16 protein-coding genes and 1 other RNA gene are annotated in these 15,845 nt (G+C 53.7%); 6 read left to right on the forward strand and 11 right to left on the reverse strand.

The features are described 5' to 3' along the window. The first annotated feature begins 86 nt into the window (after nucleotides 1-86). The 3 genes from J8X26_RS18840 to pnuC all read left to right on the forward strand — a co-directional run bounded on the left by J8X26_RS18840 (nucleotide 87) and on the right by pnuC (nucleotide 2,349). Nucleotides 87-206, forward strand: a non-coding RNA gene (locus J8X26_RS18840) — RtT sRNA. Nucleotides 207-520: 314 nt separating this feature from the next. Next, on the forward strand, nucleotides 521-1,585 hold the full coding sequence (gene nadA, locus J8X26_RS18845; protein ID WP_208951605.1) for a quinolinate synthase NadA: 1,065 nt from the start codon (nucleotides 521-523) through the stop codon (nucleotides 1,583-1,585). Nucleotides 1,586-1,626: 41 nt separating this feature from the next. Beyond that, on the forward strand, nucleotides 1,627-2,349 hold the full coding sequence (gene pnuC, locus J8X26_RS18850) for a nicotinamide riboside transporter PnuC (protein WP_208951645.1): 723 nt from the start codon (nucleotides 1,627-1,629) through the stop codon (nucleotides 2,347-2,349). A 61-nt stretch (nucleotides 2,350-2,410) separates the two neighbouring features. Here pnuC and zitB read toward each other — a convergent pair whose 3' ends face one another. Beyond that, on the reverse strand, nucleotides 2,411-3,364 hold the full coding sequence (gene zitB / locus J8X26_RS18855; protein WP_165059483.1) for a CDF family zinc transporter ZitB: 954 nt from the start codon (nucleotides 3,362-3,364) through the stop codon (nucleotides 2,411-2,413). Between the two features lie 120 nt (nucleotides 3,365-3,484). Continuing rightward, nucleotides 3,485-3,826 (reverse strand): protein YbgS, encoded by a 342-nt coding sequence (locus J8X26_RS18860; protein ID WP_208951606.1) that lies wholly within the window; start codon nucleotides 3,824-3,826, stop codon nucleotides 3,485-3,487. 205 nt (nucleotides 3,827-4,031) lie between these two features. Here J8X26_RS18860 and aroG point away from each other — a divergent pair, with 205 nt between their 5' ends. Together aroG and J8X26_RS18870 are read left to right on the forward strand one after the other, a co-directional pair. Then, nucleotides 4,032-5,084 carry a 3-deoxy-7-phosphoheptulonate synthase AroG gene (gene aroG / locus J8X26_RS18865; RefSeq protein WP_152325451.1) on the forward strand — a complete coding sequence of 351 codons (1,053 nt, stop codon included), beginning with the start codon at nucleotides 4,032-4,034 and terminating at the stop codon, nucleotides 5,082-5,084. 95 nt (nucleotides 5,085-5,179) lie between these two features. Further along, the gene (locus J8X26_RS18870; RefSeq protein ID WP_152325452.1) at nucleotides 5,180-5,398 is read left to right on the forward strand and encodes a hypothetical protein; all 219 of its coding nucleotides are present in this window, start codon (nucleotides 5,180-5,182) and stop codon (nucleotides 5,396-5,398) included. Nucleotides 5,399-5,486: 88 nt separating this feature from the next. On the opposite strand, the gene gpmA is transcribed toward J8X26_RS18870, so the two are convergent. The 7 genes from gpmA to J8X26_RS18905 form a co-directional block, all read right to left on the reverse strand. After that, a complete protein-coding gene (gpmA, locus tag J8X26_RS18875) occupies nucleotides 5,487-6,239 on the reverse strand; it encodes a 2,3-diphosphoglycerate-dependent phosphoglycerate mutase (protein ID WP_152325453.1) in 753 nt (250 codons plus the stop codon). A 205-nt stretch (nucleotides 6,240-6,444) separates the two neighbouring features. Further along, entirely contained in the window at nucleotides 6,445-6,777 is a 333-nt protein-coding gene (locus J8X26_RS18880; RefSeq protein ID WP_208951607.1) for a PsiF family protein, read from the reverse strand. A 162-nt stretch (nucleotides 6,778-6,939) separates the two neighbouring features. Further along, on the reverse strand, nucleotides 6,940-7,986 hold the full coding sequence (gene galM / locus J8X26_RS18885; RefSeq protein WP_208951608.1) for a galactose-1-epimerase: 1,047 nt from the start codon (nucleotides 7,984-7,986) through the stop codon (nucleotides 6,940-6,942). Then, entirely contained in the window at nucleotides 7,980-9,128 is a 1,149-nt protein-coding gene (galK, locus tag J8X26_RS18890; RefSeq protein WP_152325456.1) for a galactokinase, read from the reverse strand. The genes galM and galK overlap by 7 nt, the downstream gene beginning before the upstream one ends. After that, complete coding sequence (galT, locus tag J8X26_RS18895; protein ID WP_208951609.1) at nucleotides 9,125-10,177, reverse strand: galactose-1-phosphate uridylyltransferase; 1,053 nt, start codon at nucleotides 10,175-10,177, stop codon at nucleotides 9,125-9,127. Before galT ends, galK begins: the two co-directional genes overlap by 4 nt. A 19-nt stretch (nucleotides 10,178-10,196) precedes the next feature. Beyond that, nucleotides 10,197-11,213 carry a UDP-glucose 4-epimerase GalE gene (galE, locus tag J8X26_RS18900; RefSeq protein ID WP_208951610.1) on the reverse strand — a complete coding sequence of 339 codons (1,017 nt, stop codon included), beginning with the start codon at nucleotides 11,211-11,213 and terminating at the stop codon, nucleotides 10,197-10,199. Nucleotides 11,214-11,456: 243 nt separating this feature from the next. Further along, nucleotides 11,457-12,362 carry a LysR substrate-binding domain-containing protein gene (locus tag J8X26_RS18905; RefSeq protein WP_208951611.1) on the reverse strand — a complete coding sequence of 302 codons (906 nt, stop codon included), beginning with the start codon at nucleotides 12,360-12,362 and terminating at the stop codon, nucleotides 11,457-11,459. Between the two features lie 137 nt (nucleotides 12,363-12,499). On the opposite strand from J8X26_RS18905, the gene J8X26_RS18910 reads away from it, so the two are divergent. Further along, on the forward strand, nucleotides 12,500-13,264 hold the full coding sequence (locus J8X26_RS18910) for a hypothetical protein (protein ID WP_208951612.1): 765 nt from the start codon (nucleotides 12,500-12,502) through the stop codon (nucleotides 13,262-13,264). Between the two features lie 36 nt (nucleotides 13,265-13,300). Here the strand turns inward: J8X26_RS18910 and modF are convergent, their stop codons facing one another. Both modF and modE read right to left on the reverse strand, forming a co-directional pair. Further along, nucleotides 13,301-14,767: a molybdate ABC transporter ATP-binding protein ModF gene (gene modF, locus J8X26_RS18915; protein ID WP_208951613.1), complete on the reverse strand. Its 1,467-nt coding sequence runs from the start codon at nucleotides 14,765-14,767 to the stop codon at nucleotides 13,301-13,303. 248 nt (nucleotides 14,768-15,015) lie between these two features. Beyond that, on the reverse strand, nucleotides 15,016-15,798 hold the full coding sequence (gene modE, locus J8X26_RS18920; RefSeq protein ID WP_208951614.1) for a molybdenum-dependent transcriptional regulator: 783 nt from the start codon (nucleotides 15,796-15,798) through the stop codon (nucleotides 15,016-15,018). Nucleotides 15,799-15,845 lie beyond the last annotated feature (47 nt).

Here is a 15,845-nt window from a genome sequence, read left to right on the forward strand (position 1 = left end):
CGTTAGCTCAGTTGGTAGAGCAGTTGACTTTTAATCAATTGGTCGCTGGTTCGAATCCAGCACGGCCCACCATCTTTAAGTGGATGTATGTAGTGAAGCAGTGATGGATGAGAACCATTGGTTCGAGCCGAGCGAAGCGAGACGACAACGCGCAGCGTTGCCCGCAGGGTGAGGTAGAAGACCGAATTAATCCAGCACGGCTACCACTTTTAAAGTGAGCCATCTAAATTGCAAAGATGTCTACTTCATCAAATTCAGAAAAAAGCGCCTTTAGGCGCTTTTTTCGCATTCAGACCCCTGTATTTCTCACATTATCTTAACCTGCCTTTATCCACATAATCCCAATACACCTCTCTTTTAAGTCCAGTAAACATTTAAAGCCTTAAGAACAAAATTTGGACGACTTACCTCGTTTTTTACGGTATTTTGTTTAGCATACAAAACCAGTGGGTTTAATCTGTTAAACCGGCTGTGGCTCCCGGCCTTCAGGCGCATTGCCTGACTGAATGAGATGAAGAGTATGAGCGAAACCTTGGATCTGAATGCGACGGTGTATCCTTTCCCGCCTAAACCCGCAGTTCTGAATGCAGACGAAAAGACCTTCTATAAAGAGAAGATTAAGAAACTGCTGAAAGAACGCGACGCCGTTATGGTCGCGCATTATTACACTGACCCTGAAATCCAGGCGCTGGCAGAAGAAACCGGCGGTATCGTCGCGGATTCACTGGAGATGGCCCGTTTCGGTAGCCAGCATCTGGCGTCAACGCTGTTGGTGGCGGGTGTCCGGTTTATGGGGGAAACGGCCAAAATCCTCAGCCCTGAAAAAACGGTTCTGATGCCGACACTCAACGCGGAGTGCTCTCTGGACTTAGGTTGCCCGGAACAGGAATTCTCGGATTTCTGCGACAGCCACCCCGATCGTACCGTTGTGGTCTACGCTAATACCTCGGCGGCAGTAAAAGCCCGGGCGGACTGGGTCGTCACTTCAAGCATTGCGGTAGAACTGATTGAATACCTCGATAGTTTGGGTGAAAAAATCATCTGGGCTCCGGATCGTCATCTCGGAAATTACGTGCGTAAGCAGACCGGGGCGGATGTCCTCTGCTGGCAGGGCGCCTGTATCGTCCATGACGAGTTTAAAACCCAGGCGCTGACCCGGATGAAAGGTTTGTACCCGCATGCGGCCATACTGGTACATCCTGAGTCCCCTCAGGCGATCGTCGATATGGCGGATGCCGTCGGTTCCACCAGCCAGCTGATTCAGGCCGCAAAAACGTTGCCGCAAAAACAGCTTATTGTGGCAACAGATCGCGGTATTTTTTACAAAATGCAGCAGGCGTGTCCGGATAAAGAATTGTTCGAAGCGCCGACAGCTGGTGAAGGCGCCAGTTGCTGTACCTGCGCACATTGCCCATGGATGGCGATGAACGGCCTGAAAGCTATTGCTGAAGGGCTGGAGCATGGTGGGGCAGCACATGCGATCGAAGTCGATGAAGCGCTGCGAGTGAAATCACTGATCCCGCTGAACCGGATGCTGGATTTCGCGGCTCAGCTGAAATTACGGGCGCAAATCAAAGCGCTTTAAGCCGAAGGCATTTTCAGAACAATTAAGGGAAGGACGTGATGATGGATTTCTTCAGTACCAGCAATATTCTGGTTCATATTCCTCTTGGAAAAGGCGGGTATGACCTGTCATGGATCGAAGCCGTTGGCACCATTTTTGGTCTGCTTTGCATCTGGTACGCCAGCAAAGAAAAGCTGATCAACTATGCGTTCGGTCTGATCAACGTCACTTTGTTTGCGATCATCTTCTTCCAGATCCAGCTTTACGCCAGCCTGTTGCTGCAGATCTTTTTCTTTGCTGCCAACATTTATGGCTGGTATGCGTGGAGCCGTCAGACAGCCGATCAGCAAGCCGAGTTGCAAATTCGCTGGTTGCCTCGTGGGAAAGCGCTCATCTGGGGCACAGTGTGTATCGCGGGAATTCTGCTGATGACGTTTAACATCGACCGCGTATTTGCCGCGCTCACACTGGTGGCGGTGAATGTGATGCAGGCGCTGGGGCTGAATGTCAGTATGCCAGAGCTTCAGCCCGATGCGTTCCCGTTCTGGGATTCATCCATGATGGTGTTGTCGATTGTCGCGATGCTGCTGATGACGCGCAAATATGTCGAAAACTGGCTGCTGTGGGTAGTGATTGATGTCATCAGCGTAGCGATTTTTGCCTATCAGGGCGTTTATGCCATGGCGCTGGAATATGTTCTGCTGACGCTGATTGCGCTGAACGGTTCGTGGCTATGGATCAAAAGCGCGAAGCAAAACGGCTCGCAGCCACTGCAAACGGCCTGAATCCGCTTCAACAAAACGCCTCCGTCGCGGAGGCGTTTTGCTTGCTGCAATCTATGAACAATCAGTGATGATGGTGTGCGTGGCTGTGACCATGATGGTCGTGTCCGGCGCTGGTCGCCGGAGTTTCATTTATCCCGCAATCTGGCGTTTCACAGCGACCATATTCCATCTGAATCGTCGCATGTCCAATACGGCATTTCTCCAGCAAATGATGCTGAATGCGATCTAACAACGCATCGTGATCGTGCGGCGGGACGACCTGCACATGCAGCGTCATCAGGCGCTGCTCACCAATCTGCCAGACGTGAACGTGATGAACATTACGAACTTCAGGAATGCTCATCGACAAATCACGGCGCAATTTATCGATATCAATTTCTTCCGGCGTCCCTTCCAGCAGCTCATGAAAACTTTCACGTAACAGCCGCCAGGCATTGTTCAGCACCAGACATGAAACCAGCACCGACAGAATCGGGTCGATGGGTGTCCAGCCGGTATACATGATGATCAGCGCCGCCGCCACCGCACCTATTGAGCCCAGCAAATCGCCCAGCACGTGCAGCGCCGCAGCGCGTACGTTGATGTTGGCTTTTTCCTGCCCCTGATGCAGCAACCAGAATGCCAGAATATTGGCAAACAGCCCGGCAATAGCGATCACCAGCATCGTGGTGCCCATCACCGGCTGCGGATTGAAGAAACGGGCGATGGCCTCCCATACGATCAGTACCACAATCACTAACAGCGCGGCGGCATTCACGAAAGCCGCCATGGTCGTCAGGCGCAGATAGCCAAAAGTATGGCGTGAGTTCGGTTTACGTTTCGCAAAACGCACTGCCATTAATGCCACCAGTAACGCAGCAGCATCCGTCAGCATATGGCCGGCGTCTGCCAGCAAAGCCAGAGAGCCAGAAATCAGCCCGCCAATGACTTCCGCAACCATAAAAACCACGGTCACAAGGAAAGCCAGCAACAGACGTCGGCTATTTTTATCCTGCGGTAACAGGGAAGAAGACATAGTTATATTCGCAAAAAGTATGAACAGAGAGGAAACAATAGCGTAATCATGGCATGTTGCAAGACAGGGAGCAGAAAGGAAAAAGAGGAACGAATGTTCCTCCTTTATGTACTTTTAAAATTAGTTACCGGTGGCTTTAGACTGATTGGTGCCAGGAACCTGATCCGGGCAACGACCGTCCTTACACATGGCTTTTTTGTGGTCGACTGTTTTTTTGCTCATATCTTTATGTGCTTTGGTAGTCGACGTGTGTTTCTTTTTGTGAACTTCATTCACGGGCTTATCTGTTTCATTGATTTTGCTGTTATCGACCCCGTTAGGTGCGATTTTCTGCACTGAACCCGGGCTGTTAGATTGATTAGCAGAACCATTGTTTGAACCGGTATCAGCGCCTTCTGCAAAAGCTGCACCTGAAGCCAGGGCCATTGTTGCGGACAGTAAAATAATGGCGAGTTTCTTCATAACCTTTATCTCCATTTTCGGGTTGTTGTTCGCTGTGGGTAATGTGTCTCCATTGAGATAAAAGCTTAGCTAATGAATTTATGTCTTAAATCAAAATGAGACTATTCGTAAGTGTAAAAGTAGATTTACACCGACACCCAATCCGGCTAGATTGAACGCGGTCAGCGTTTCGCTTTGTCTCTTATGAACACCCAATGGAACAGTTATGAATTATCAAAACGACGATTTACGTATCAAAGAAATTAAGGAACTTTTGCCACCTGTAGCGTTGCTGGAAAAGTTTCCCGCCACTGACAAAGCGGCAAAGACGGTGTCTCATGCGCGCAATGCGATTCATAAGATACTGAAAGGAAACGACGATCGTCTTCTGGTAGTCATCGGCCCTTGCTCAATTAACGATCCTAAAGCCGCTAAAGAGTACGCAGCACGTCTGCTGAAAATGCGCGAAGAATTGCAGGGTGAACTGGAAGTGGTCATGCGCGTTTACTTCGAAAAACCGCGTACGACTGTTGGCTGGAAAGGGCTGATCAACGACCCGCACATGAACAACAGCTACCAGATAAATGATGGTTTGCGCATTGCCCGCAAATTGTTACTGGATATTAACGACACCGGTCTGCCTGCGGCGGGTGAATTCCTGGACATGATCACGCCACAATATCTGGCTGATTTGATGAGCTGGGGCGCGATTGGCGCACGTACTACAGAATCTCAGGTTCACCGTGAGCTTTCCTCCGGTTTATCCTGCCCCGTAGGTTTCAAAAACGGCACCGACGGCACCATCAAAGTGGCGATCGACGCGATTAACGCAGCCGGTGCGCCGCACTGTTTCCTGTCTGTGACCAAATGGGGCCACTCCGCAATCGTCAACACCAGCGGAAATAACGACTGCCACATCATTCTGCGCGGCGGCAAAAAGCCAAACTACAGCGCGCAGGACGTGCTGGAAGTGAAAGACGGCCTGAAAAAAGGCGGCCTGCCGGCTCGCATCATGATCGACTTCAGCCACGCCAACAGCAGCAAACAATTCAAAAAACAGATGGAAGTCTGTGAAGATGTTTGCGGTCAGGTTGCCGGTGGCGAACAGGCGATTATGGGCGTGATGGTTGAAAGCCATCTGGTCGAAGGCAATCAGAGTCTCGACAGCGGCGAGCCACTGGTTTACGGCCAGAGCGTGACCGATGCGTGCATTGGCTGGGAAGATACCGAAGTGTTGCTGCGTAGCCTTGCGAACGCAGTCAAAGCGCGTCGCGGTTAATCAGTCACAGCAATTCTGAGCTGAGCCCCGTTAAGGCGGGGCTTTTTTGTGGCTGTAAGAACGCTGTCATCGTGTGATGCCAAAAGAGAATATCTATGCTGATTTATAACGTTTTTGGCCGGTATCTGGGGGTTAAAAAGACGCCGGAGGGCTGGCAGGTCTTTCGTGCCGAGATGACCGAGAGAAAATTCTCGCGCCTCTACGACATCATCATTCCTGACGATATGACTGAAGCGGAAATCCCCGGCTGGCTGGGCGATATTTTTCACGAGTCAGCGACGGAATTGCATCCTGACGTCTGGCGTATCGAGTAATGTTGGTTTTGCGCCGGGTCAGACCCATAAAAAAAGGCATGCTTTCGCATGCCTTTTTTGCATTTCTGATGAGCTCAGAAACCGCTAATTACTTCGCTTTACCCTGGTTTGCCACGGCCGCGGCTTTCGCTGCGATTTCATCGGCATTGCCCAGATAATAACGTTTGATTGGTTTGAAGTTTTCGTCGAATTCGTAAACCAGTGGAACGCCGGTAGGGATGTTCAGTTCCAGGATTTCGTCTTCGCTCAGGTTATCCAGATATTTAACCAGCGCACGCAGGGAGTTACCGTGCGCAGCAATAATCACACGCTCGCCGCTTTCGATGCGAGGTTTGATGACATCAGTCCAGTAAGGAATAACGCGGTCGATGGTCAGCGCCAGGCTTTCTGTGGTTGGCAGCTCTTCAGGTTTGAGTTTGGCATAACGCGGGTCATGGCCAGGGAAGCGCTCATCAGCACGATCCAGTTCTGGTGGAGTCACAGCAAAACCACGACGCCATTGTTTAACTTGCTCGTCGCCGTACTTCTGTGCTGTTTCAGCTTTGTCCAGACCCTGCAACGCGCCGTAATGACGTTCGTTCAGTTTCCAGGATTTCTCAACCGGCAGCCATGGCTGGTTCAGTTCGTCCAAAACGCTCCACAGAGTATGGATGGCACGTTTCAGCACAGAGGTGTAAGCGAAGTCAAATTGGAAGCCTTCGTCTTTCAGCAGCTGACCCGCAGCTTTTGCTTCAGTACGGCCCTTGTCGGACAGTTCAACATCATGCCAACCGGTAAAACGGTTTTCTTTGTTCCACTCACTTTCACCGTGTCTTACCAGCACCAGCTTGGTTACAGCCATAGCTAAACTCCTCAGTTAACTGAATTTTCAATGATAACAGTTATCATTATAGGGTCTGGGCATCACGATCGGCAATCTGAATGTATTCAGGAAACCTATGCGTGACGCCCGTTTGTCTTAAACATAACGAATTTGCTGTGGCGATGTAAAACAAAACGCGCAGACGGTCACCCGGACAGCGCGTTTTGTGCAAAAGGACAGCGGATTAGCTGGCTTTTTTCAGGCAGGTACTCATGAAGGTTTTGCGGGCGTTGCCTTTAAGTTCTTGTTTCGCAGCATCAGCATTACAGGTTTTCATCTTTTTCTGCTGAGGATTCATTTTATCGTCTGTTTTGGCCTCGGCTTTCAGGCAGTTGCTCATGAATTTTTTGCGCTCATCGCCCTTAAGCGATTGTGTGGTGGCCTGCTGATTACAGTCGGTCATTTTCTGGCGCTGCTCAGTCTGAGCGGGGGAAGGCACTTTTACGGGATCCGCGGCCAGAGCAGAACCCGCCGCACACAAGGTCGCCAGCAGGGATAACACAACGGGTAAACGCATAACGAACTCCTTTTTGAACGTCCTTTTCGCAGGACACTCTCTAAGCGTAGATGCGGGAGGCGGCTTTAGCTGAAAAAGTGCTGACGCAGATGCGTCATCAGTCACAAATTTGCAGAAGGGAAAGCGTGAAGGGCAGGTTGGGATGAGCCTGCCCCGGGAAGATTACAGCGCGAAGAACTGATAAGTGGTGGCGGATTTGTACGTCTGACCCGGTTTAATCCAGCAGCTTGGCTGCGGCCAGGTCGCGTGGTTCGGGCTGTCCGGCAGGAATTCACTTTCCAGCGCAACGCCGCTGTAGCTGGCATATTCGCCGCCGCTGCGGTTTGGCGTGCCACCGAGGAAGTTGCCGCTGTACAGCTGCACTGCCGGTGCCGACGTGAACATCGTCATTTTGACTTTGCCATCGGCTGACCACAAATGCGCAGCCGGATTGCTGCCGGTATTGCACGAGCGGTTGAGCAGATACGCATGGTCATAACCTTTCACCCGTTGCTGATCGCGATCCTTGAGGAAATCTTTCGCCAGCGTTTTTGCGGCGTTGAAATCCATACCGGTATGTTCAACCGGCGTCGGATCGGCGCACGGAATACCGTCGCTGTCGACCGGCAGGAAGCGGTCAGCAAACAGTTGCAGCTTGTGCTGTCGCGCATCGGTGCCTTCACCGTCGAGATTGAAATAAGCGTGATTAGTCAGATTGACCGGGCACAGCTTATCCACCGTCGCTTCATAGCGGATTTCCAGACGGTTATCATCGGTCAGCTGATAATGCACTTTGGCCGTCATATTGCCCGGATAACCCTGATCGCCGTCGGCTGAAAACAGCCCGAACGTCAGCTTCTGCGCGTTTTGCTCAAGAATTTTCCAGCGACGCGCATGAAAACCTTCCGGGCCGCCGTGCAGCTGATGTACGCCCTGATTGGCGACGACCAGATGTGGTTTGCCTTCAATCTCGAACTGCGAGCGGGCGATGCGGTTGGCGTAGCGCCCGACGGTCGCGCCAAGATAGGCGCTCTGATTCATATAGTCGTGCGGTGTCTGGCAGCCGAGGAGCAGTTCGCGGGTCGAGCCGTCAGCCAGCGGCAGCGTAAAGGATAACCAGGTCGCGCCCCAGTCCATGAATGTGGCGGTTGCGCCCGCCGCATTCTGTAGCGTCACCTGTTCAAACGGCTGGCCATCGGGTGCCAGCTGTGTGTTTTCAGGTTTTAACATATGCCAGCCCCCTGGGAAGCGGTGCAAACGTAGAAGGTTTCTTTCAGGCCGCTGTAGGCGTGATATTGCTGCTCAACGGCGTGACGGACTTTGTCTACCATCTCTGTCGGAACGAGTGCCACGATGCAGCCGCCGAAGCCGCCGCCGGTCATGCGCACGCCGCCTTTATCGCCAATCACTTCTTTGACGATTTCCACCAGTTTGTCAATTTGCGGAACGGTGATTTCAAAATCATCGCGCATGGAGGCGTGAGATTCCGCCATCAGTTCGCCCATGCGTTTCAGGTCGCCGCTGGCCAGTGCGTCAGCCGCTGCCAGAGTACGATCGTTTTCAGTGATCACGTGACGTGCACGGCGTGCAACCACCGGATCCAGTTCATCCTGAATGGAGAAGAACAGGGCAGGGTCTACGTCGCGCAAGGCTTTCACACCGAAGAAGCGGGCGGCTACTTCGCACTGCTCGCGACGGGCGTTGTATTCGCTGTCAACCAGACCGCGTTTCACGTTGGAGTTGATGATCACCACGGCTGCGTTTTCCGGCATAGACACGGCGCGGGTTTCCAGTGAGCGGCAGTCGATCAGCAGGGAATGGTTTTCTTTACCGAGAGCAGAAATCAGCTGATCCATAATCCCGCAGTTGCAACCGACGAACTGGTTCTCTGCTTCCTGACCGTTCAGTGCCAGCGCCACGCCGTCCAGCGGCAAATCATAAAGAGATTTCAGCGCCTGGCCGACGGCGACTTCCAGCGATGCAGAAGAACTCAGCCCTGCGCCCTGAGGCACGTTGCCGCTGATCACCATGTCTGCGCCGGAGAAATCTTTATTACGCAGCATCAGATGTTTCACCACGCCACGCACGTAGTTGGCCCACGGATGCGCGTCGCTGTGCAGGATCGGTTCGTCGAGAGAGAAGGTATCTTCCTCGTTGTCGTAATCGGCGGCGATCACGCGGATCACACGGTCGTTGCGCTGTGCGCAGGCGATCACCGTTTCATAATCGATGGCGCAAGGCAAAACGAAACCGTCGTTGTAATCGGTATGTTCGCCAATCAGGTTAACGCGACCCGGCGCTTTGATGGTGATCGTGGCAGGGTAGCCGAATTTGTCGGCAAAGATTTCCAGGGTTTTGGTTTTCAGTTTCATTGTTTTTCTCCGGCCTCACGATAATGAACATCACTCACCGCCCGCAGACGCTCTGCGGCTTGTTCGGCTGTCAGGTCGCGTTGGGTTTCAGCCAGCATTTCGTAGCCGACCATGAATTTGCGAACCGTGGCTGAACGCAGCAACGGCGGGTAGAAATGGGCATGCAGCTGCCAGTGTTCGTTGTCGCCTTCGGTAAACGGCGCGCCGTGCCAGCCCATGGAATACGGGAAAGAGCACTGGAACAGATTGTCATAGCGGCTGGTCAGTTTTTTCAGCGCCAGCGCTAAATCACTGCGCTGGGCATCGGTCAGCCCGGTGATGCGCTTAACGTGAACTTTTGGCAGCAGCAGCGTTTCGAACGGCCACGCCGCCCAGTAAGGCACCACGGCCAGCCAGTGTTCGGTTTCCACCACCGTGCGGCTGCCGTCTGCCAGCTCGCGCTGCACGTAATCCACCAGCATCGGCGAACCTTGCTCGTCGAGATAAGTGCGTTGCAGACGGTCTTCACGCTCGGCTTCATTAGGCAGGAAACTGTTCGCCCAAATCTGGCCATGCGGATGCGGGTTAGAGCATCCCATCGCCGCGCCTTTATTCTCAAAAACCTGCACCCACGGGTAGGTTTTCCCTAAATCCGCGCTTTGCTCCTGCCAGGTTCTGACGATTTCCGTCAGGGCTTCTACGGAAAGCTGCGGCAGCGTTTTGCTGTGATCCGGCGAGAAACAGATAACCCGGCTGGTGCCGCGTGCGCTCTGGACCCGCATCAGCGGGTCATCGTTTTCCGGCGCAAACGGCGTGTCCGGCATCAGCGCCGCGTAATCGTTGGTGAACACGAAAGTGCCGGTGTATTTCGGGTTCACATCGCCCGTTACGCGGGTATTGCCCGGGCAGAGGAAACAGTCCGGATCGTGCGAAGCCAGAACCTCCTGCGAAACGGCTTCCTGCTGGCCCTGCCACGGGCGTTTGGCCCGGTGCGGGCTCACTAAAATCCACTGATCGGTCAGCGGATTGTAGCGGCGATGTGGATGATCAATCGGGTTAAACGTCGTCATAAACTTTCCTTGGTCTGCCTTAATCCGGGTAGCCCTGCGGGTTTTTCGATTGCCACAGCCAGGTGTCATTGGCCATGTCTTCCAGCGTGCGTGTCACTTTCCAGTTGAGTTCTTTCTCGGCTTTAGTCGGGTCAGCCCAGTAGGCTGGCAGGTCGCCCTCGCGGCGTGGTGCAAACTTGTAGTTCACCGGTTTGCCACAGGCTTTGCTGAAGGCCTCAATCACTTCCAGCACGCTCTGGCCGAAGCCTGCGCCGAGGTTGTAAATGTGTACGCCCGCTTTGTTGTGCAAGGTTTTCATTGCGGCGATATGGCCGTCGGCCAGATCGACTACATGGATGTAATCGCGAACGCCGGTGCCGTCAGGCGTCGGATAATCGTTGCCGAATACCGCCACAGATTCGCGGCGACCCACGGCCACTTGGGCAATAAACGGCATCAGGTTATTGGGCACGCCCTGCGGATCTTCACCCATCAGGCCAGACGGATGCGCGCCAACCGGGTTGAAATAGCGCAGCAGGGTAATGCTCCACTCCGGTTCAGCACGTTGCACGTCTTCGAGAATTTGTTCGACCATCAGCTTGCTGCGGCCATAAGGGCTGGAAGGGTTGCCGGTCGGGAAATCTTCGACATACGGGGTTTTCGGCTGATCGCCATACACCGTCGCGGACGAGCTGAATATCAGGTTTTTAACGCCCGCAGCGCGCATTGCTTCAACCAGCACCAGCGTGCCGGAAACGTTGTTATCGTAATAGGCCAGCGGCTTGGCGACGGACTCCCCGACGGCTTTCCAGCCCGCGAAATGAATCACGGAATGAATGTGGTGTTCGCTGAAGATCTTATCGAGGAGTGCGCGGTCGCGGATATCACCTTCATAGAACAGCGGCGTTTTGCCGGTGAGCGTATTGATGCGCTCCAGAACGCTGACTTTACTGTTGTGAAGATTATCCAGAATGATTGGGGTATAGCCCGCATCAATCAGTTGCACGCATGTATGGCTACCAATGTAACCGCTACCACCTGTGACTAAGACGTACATAATCGCTCCTCAATGAATATCATGATGCAACGATAACACGCTGCAAGGCTGAAAAAGGTGATCCATCCCCAATAAAATGGAATCGCTTACACAAACAGTTTATCACCTTTCAATGCCGCTATACAGGTGCTGTGCGCCGTACAGAAAGCCTGCGGGAGCGTGCCGGAAGCCAGAAGTATAGCTAAGTGTAATCGCTTACATTCTGGGGTGTGATTTATCCGCGGCAGGCTTTTACTTCATTTTTCAGACTCCAGCCGGAGGGAACGCCGACATTTTATCCAGCAACCAGTTCCGCAGGATCCCGATATCGTCGCGTGCGCTTTTCTCTTTTGTGGTCACCAGATAATAGTTTGCACCGGGGAGATGGTGCGGGAAGGGAACGGTGAGGATGCCTTTTTCAATGAAATCCCGCGCCAGCAAACTGCTGACAATCGCCACGCCCTGGCCGGCAATGGCCGCCTGAATGGCGTGAGTTTCGTCGGTAAAACGCAACCCGTTGTCGATGTTGAGGTCTTTCGGGCCGAAATGCGCACGCCAGTTTTCCCAGTCGGGTGAAGGGCGGGGAATGTGACGATTTTCCACATGAAACAGCGTTACGTCCTTCAGGTCTGCCGGGGTTTTCAGCGCCAGCGCCGGGCTGGAGACCAGTATAAATGTGTCGTGATACAGCAGTGTGGAATCCAGCGACTCATCGGCAGATTCGCTGTAACGGATCGCCACATCCACGGTATTGCGCGTTAAATCCACCAGCTCAATGCCGGTGTGCAGCCGCAAATCCATGGCCGGTGCCACCTGTTTTAAATCTGCCAGCCGCGGAACCAGCCAGTGCGTCAGAAAATTCGAGGTGGTCGTCAGCGTCAGCGCAGGGGGTAATCCGGCGTGATGAATTTCTTCCACGGCAGCCTGTAAACCGGCAAAAGCCTGGCGCGTGGCCTGCCGCAAAATTTGCCCGGCGGCGGTCAGTTTCACCTCGCGGGCGCTGCGCTCAAAAACGGCGGTGCCCAGCGCCTCTTCCAGAACACGGATCTGGTGACTGATCGCCGTAGCCGTGACGCCGATTTCTTCGGCAGCGCGTTTAAAGCTGGCTTGCTGCGCCACGGCGTCGAACGCTTTCAGTGAACCCAGAGGCGGTAAACGGATTTTCTTCATGATGAGTTATTTTCATCCGTGGCTGAAATCTATGACTTTGAGTCTCCTAAAATAGGCGGTGTAAGCTCCTTTATCAACACGATGAGGATGAATAACGTTCATCCTGATATCGCAAGGTTTCGGTTAAGGAGTTCTGTATGTCTGCCATTAATTTCCGGGTGCCCGCGCTGGCCTTTTCGCTCGGCGCTTTGTTTATTATGTCACTGACCATGACGCTGCTGGGTGTGGCGCATCAGGGGCTGGACACGCCGCTAACGCACAGCTTTGCGGGCGCGGCGGCTATATTTTTCACGTTGTTTATGATCAGCGAGCGTTATAACCCGCAGCCGCTTTTGCCGCAGACCTTGCGGGCTTGCACCGAATTGCAGATAAGCCTCTGGACCAGCATTTTCTTTGCCGGCCTTTGCGTACCGGCTTTCTTCCTGCTGGCCTGGCTGCTGAAAAACAGTTACGGGTTTGGTCTGATGCAAATCCTCCTGAGCATTGCCCTGATCTTGCTGATGGTCCGGGCGGGCCATGTGCTGGGTGAAAAGGTTCAGGCTGAATTCACCCGCGATAAACGCCTGCTTCTGGGCTTTACGCTGGTCGCCGCCGGAACAGGGATGATTGCTGTGATGTCGGAAGGCTGCGCGTTCTGGCTGGCGCCGCTGCCCGCGATGATCCTCAGCGGTCTGGGGCTCGGGATGGTGAATCACGCCAGAAATATCAGGTTGCAGGTGATTGCGGCGCAGGGACGATGGCTCAACGGCGTGGCACTCATCGCCAGCACCGTGGTTTCACTGGCGTTGCTGACAATGATTGTGACGATTTATCCGGGCTACGCGGGACTGGAAAACGGATTCACACTGTTGGGGATTTTTGCCCTGGCGGGCATGGTGGTGGCGCTGATGGCCGAGGCGTAAAAACCGCCCTCCATGGAGCGGAAGGCGGGTGAAAAATCAGAGCGCGTCAATCTGATAACGGTAAATTTCGCCCTCAGGAATAAAACTCAGGCGGTGAGTAATGCACGCCGGCGCATCTTCCGCGTGATGCGAAACGAACAGCAATTGGGTATCACCTTCACCAATCAGAATATCGACGAAACGGCGCACCAGCTGGCGGTTTATCGGATCTAAACCCTGCAACGGCTCGTCGAGGATCAGCAGCGCCGGATGTTTCACCAGTGCGCGGGCAATCAGTGCCAGACGTTGTTGCCCCCAGGACAGGCTGTGGAACGGTGTATCACCGGCATTGCCGCCGAGGCCGAGCAATTCCAGCCACTGATTTGTGAGGAATCTCTGGCGATCAGAAACCGCCTGATAAATGCCAATCGAATCGAAGAATCCAGAGGTGATCACGTTGCGGACGCTGGTGCTGACGCGGTAATCCAGATGCAGGCTGCTGCTGACATAACCGATGTGGCGCTTGATGTCCCAGATGGTTTCACCGCTCCCGCGGCGGCGGCCAAACAGCGTCAGGTCATTGCTGTAACCCTGCGCGTGATCGCCTGTGATCAGGCTGAGCAGCGTCGATTTCCCTGCGCCATTCTGCCCGGTGATCTGCCAGTGCTGACCGTGATCAACCTGCCAGCTTAAGTTGTGCAGGATCGGTTTATCGTTGTATTGCACCACGCCGTCGCGCAACGCGATCAGCGGAGAATCCTGTGGCGGCGTAACGCGCACTGTCGGATCTTCTGCTTCCGGCACTGCCATGCCACTGAGGCTTTCGCTGTGCGCCAGTTGTGCGACCAGCGCATCAGCCATGACCTGTTCGCGCGGGCCGACGGAGGCCAGCGTACAATCCGCCAGCACACCGACGTTTTGCACAAACGGCGGAATATCGTCGAAGCGGTTGAGCACCAGTACCATTGTCTGGCCTTCGCCGGAAAGGGTGTCCAGCAACTGCGCCAGCTGCGCGCGGGCATTGACGTCGAGCCCGTCGAACGGTTCGTCAAGCACCAGCAGATCTGGCCGTTGCATCAGCACCTGACACAGCAGCGTCTTGCGGGTTTCACCGGTGGATAAATATTTGAACCGGCGATCGAGTAATTTTTCGATTCCAAACTGCGCGGCAAGGGCGGCGCAACGGGCAGGATCGCGCACTTCTTCCTGAATGATTTCCGCCGTCGTCCGGCCGGTATCGTCTTCCCCTTCACTCAGTAAATCGGTGTTATTGCGTTGCCATTCATCGGCGACCAGTTTCTGGAGTTGCTCAAACGACAGGCGAACGATGTGCGGAAAACGGTTTTCACGGGTTCCTTTCAGCAGGGTGATATCGCCCGCCAGCGCGCGGGCCAGCGCTGATTTACCGCTGCCATTCGAGCCGACGAATGCCCAACTGTCGGTCTGATGAATACTGAGCTCGGAAAGTGTGAGGGTTCGGGTATCGCTGAGGCGAAAAACGCCTTGCGAGATATGCAACGACATTCTGCTATCCCTTTTTCCCGTCCTGCTCCAAGTTGCATGTGAGTTGGCTACGTTCACTCACCCGAATCACTTACTCGTGTAAGCTCATCGGGATTTACTCTGTTGCCGCCTGCCTGAAACTCGAATTATTTAGGGAAATGAATTTTGATTGATAAATTAAGGGATAAGCGCTGCACTCTCTTAAGTCAATTGACAATTCTGCAAAATGTTAACGCTAATTCTGCAAGATTTTGATTTTTATTATCTTTTCAGCACAGTGTGGCGAGGATTACCTTGTCATCATCAAACTGCGCGAAGACGTTCTGGCCGGTTTTCAACGCCAGACGGTCAACGTCACTGTTGGGCACCGTGGCGCACAACGTTTCGCTGCTGGGTAATTGTACCAGCACCTCGCAGTTACTTTCACCGCGCTGAATACTGATGACGTCACCCTGCAACGCGTTATGCGGATTTTCTGCCGTATAGCCGAGTGTGATCCACGGCGCTTTAATCAGCACCAGCACTTCTTTGCCCGGCGTCAGAGCCAGACGGTCGGCGCTTTGCTCGGTGATCGCCGCACGAATTTGCGTTTTGCCGTCGGCCAGCATGATGTCGATATGCTGCTGAACAACCTCATGCGAACGGTCAATAACGTTGCCGAAAAACTGATTGCGGGCGCTGGTTTGCAGTGAGAAACGCGAAATCGCCGCAAGCAGGCTGTCGAGCGGCAGGGAGTCTTCTTTCAGTACATCAAAGGCTTTTTGCTGGATTTGCGCCAACAGTTCATACAGCTGAATCAGGCGTTCGCCGTAAGGCGTCAGCACGGCACCGCCTCCGCCTTTACCGCCGGTGCTGCGTTCAACCAGGGTCTGGTCTGCCAGCTGATTCATTTCATTGATAGCATCCCATGCGCTTTTATAGCTGATGCCCGCGAGCTTCGCGCCCTGACTGATTGAGCCGGTATGCCGTACCTGTCGCAGCAATTCGATGCGGCGCGGATCGGCGAACAATCGCTGCTGGAGTTTAAGGGTTAAGAGAATTTCGGCTTGCATTGCAGCGTCCTTATTAGAATCATTATTCATTGTCGCCGTTAAACCCA

It is taken from the genome of Rahnella sp. ChDrAdgB13 (assembly GCF_017655185.1).
GTDB lineage: Bacteria > Pseudomonadota > Gammaproteobacteria > Enterobacterales > Enterobacteriaceae > Rahnella > Rahnella contaminans.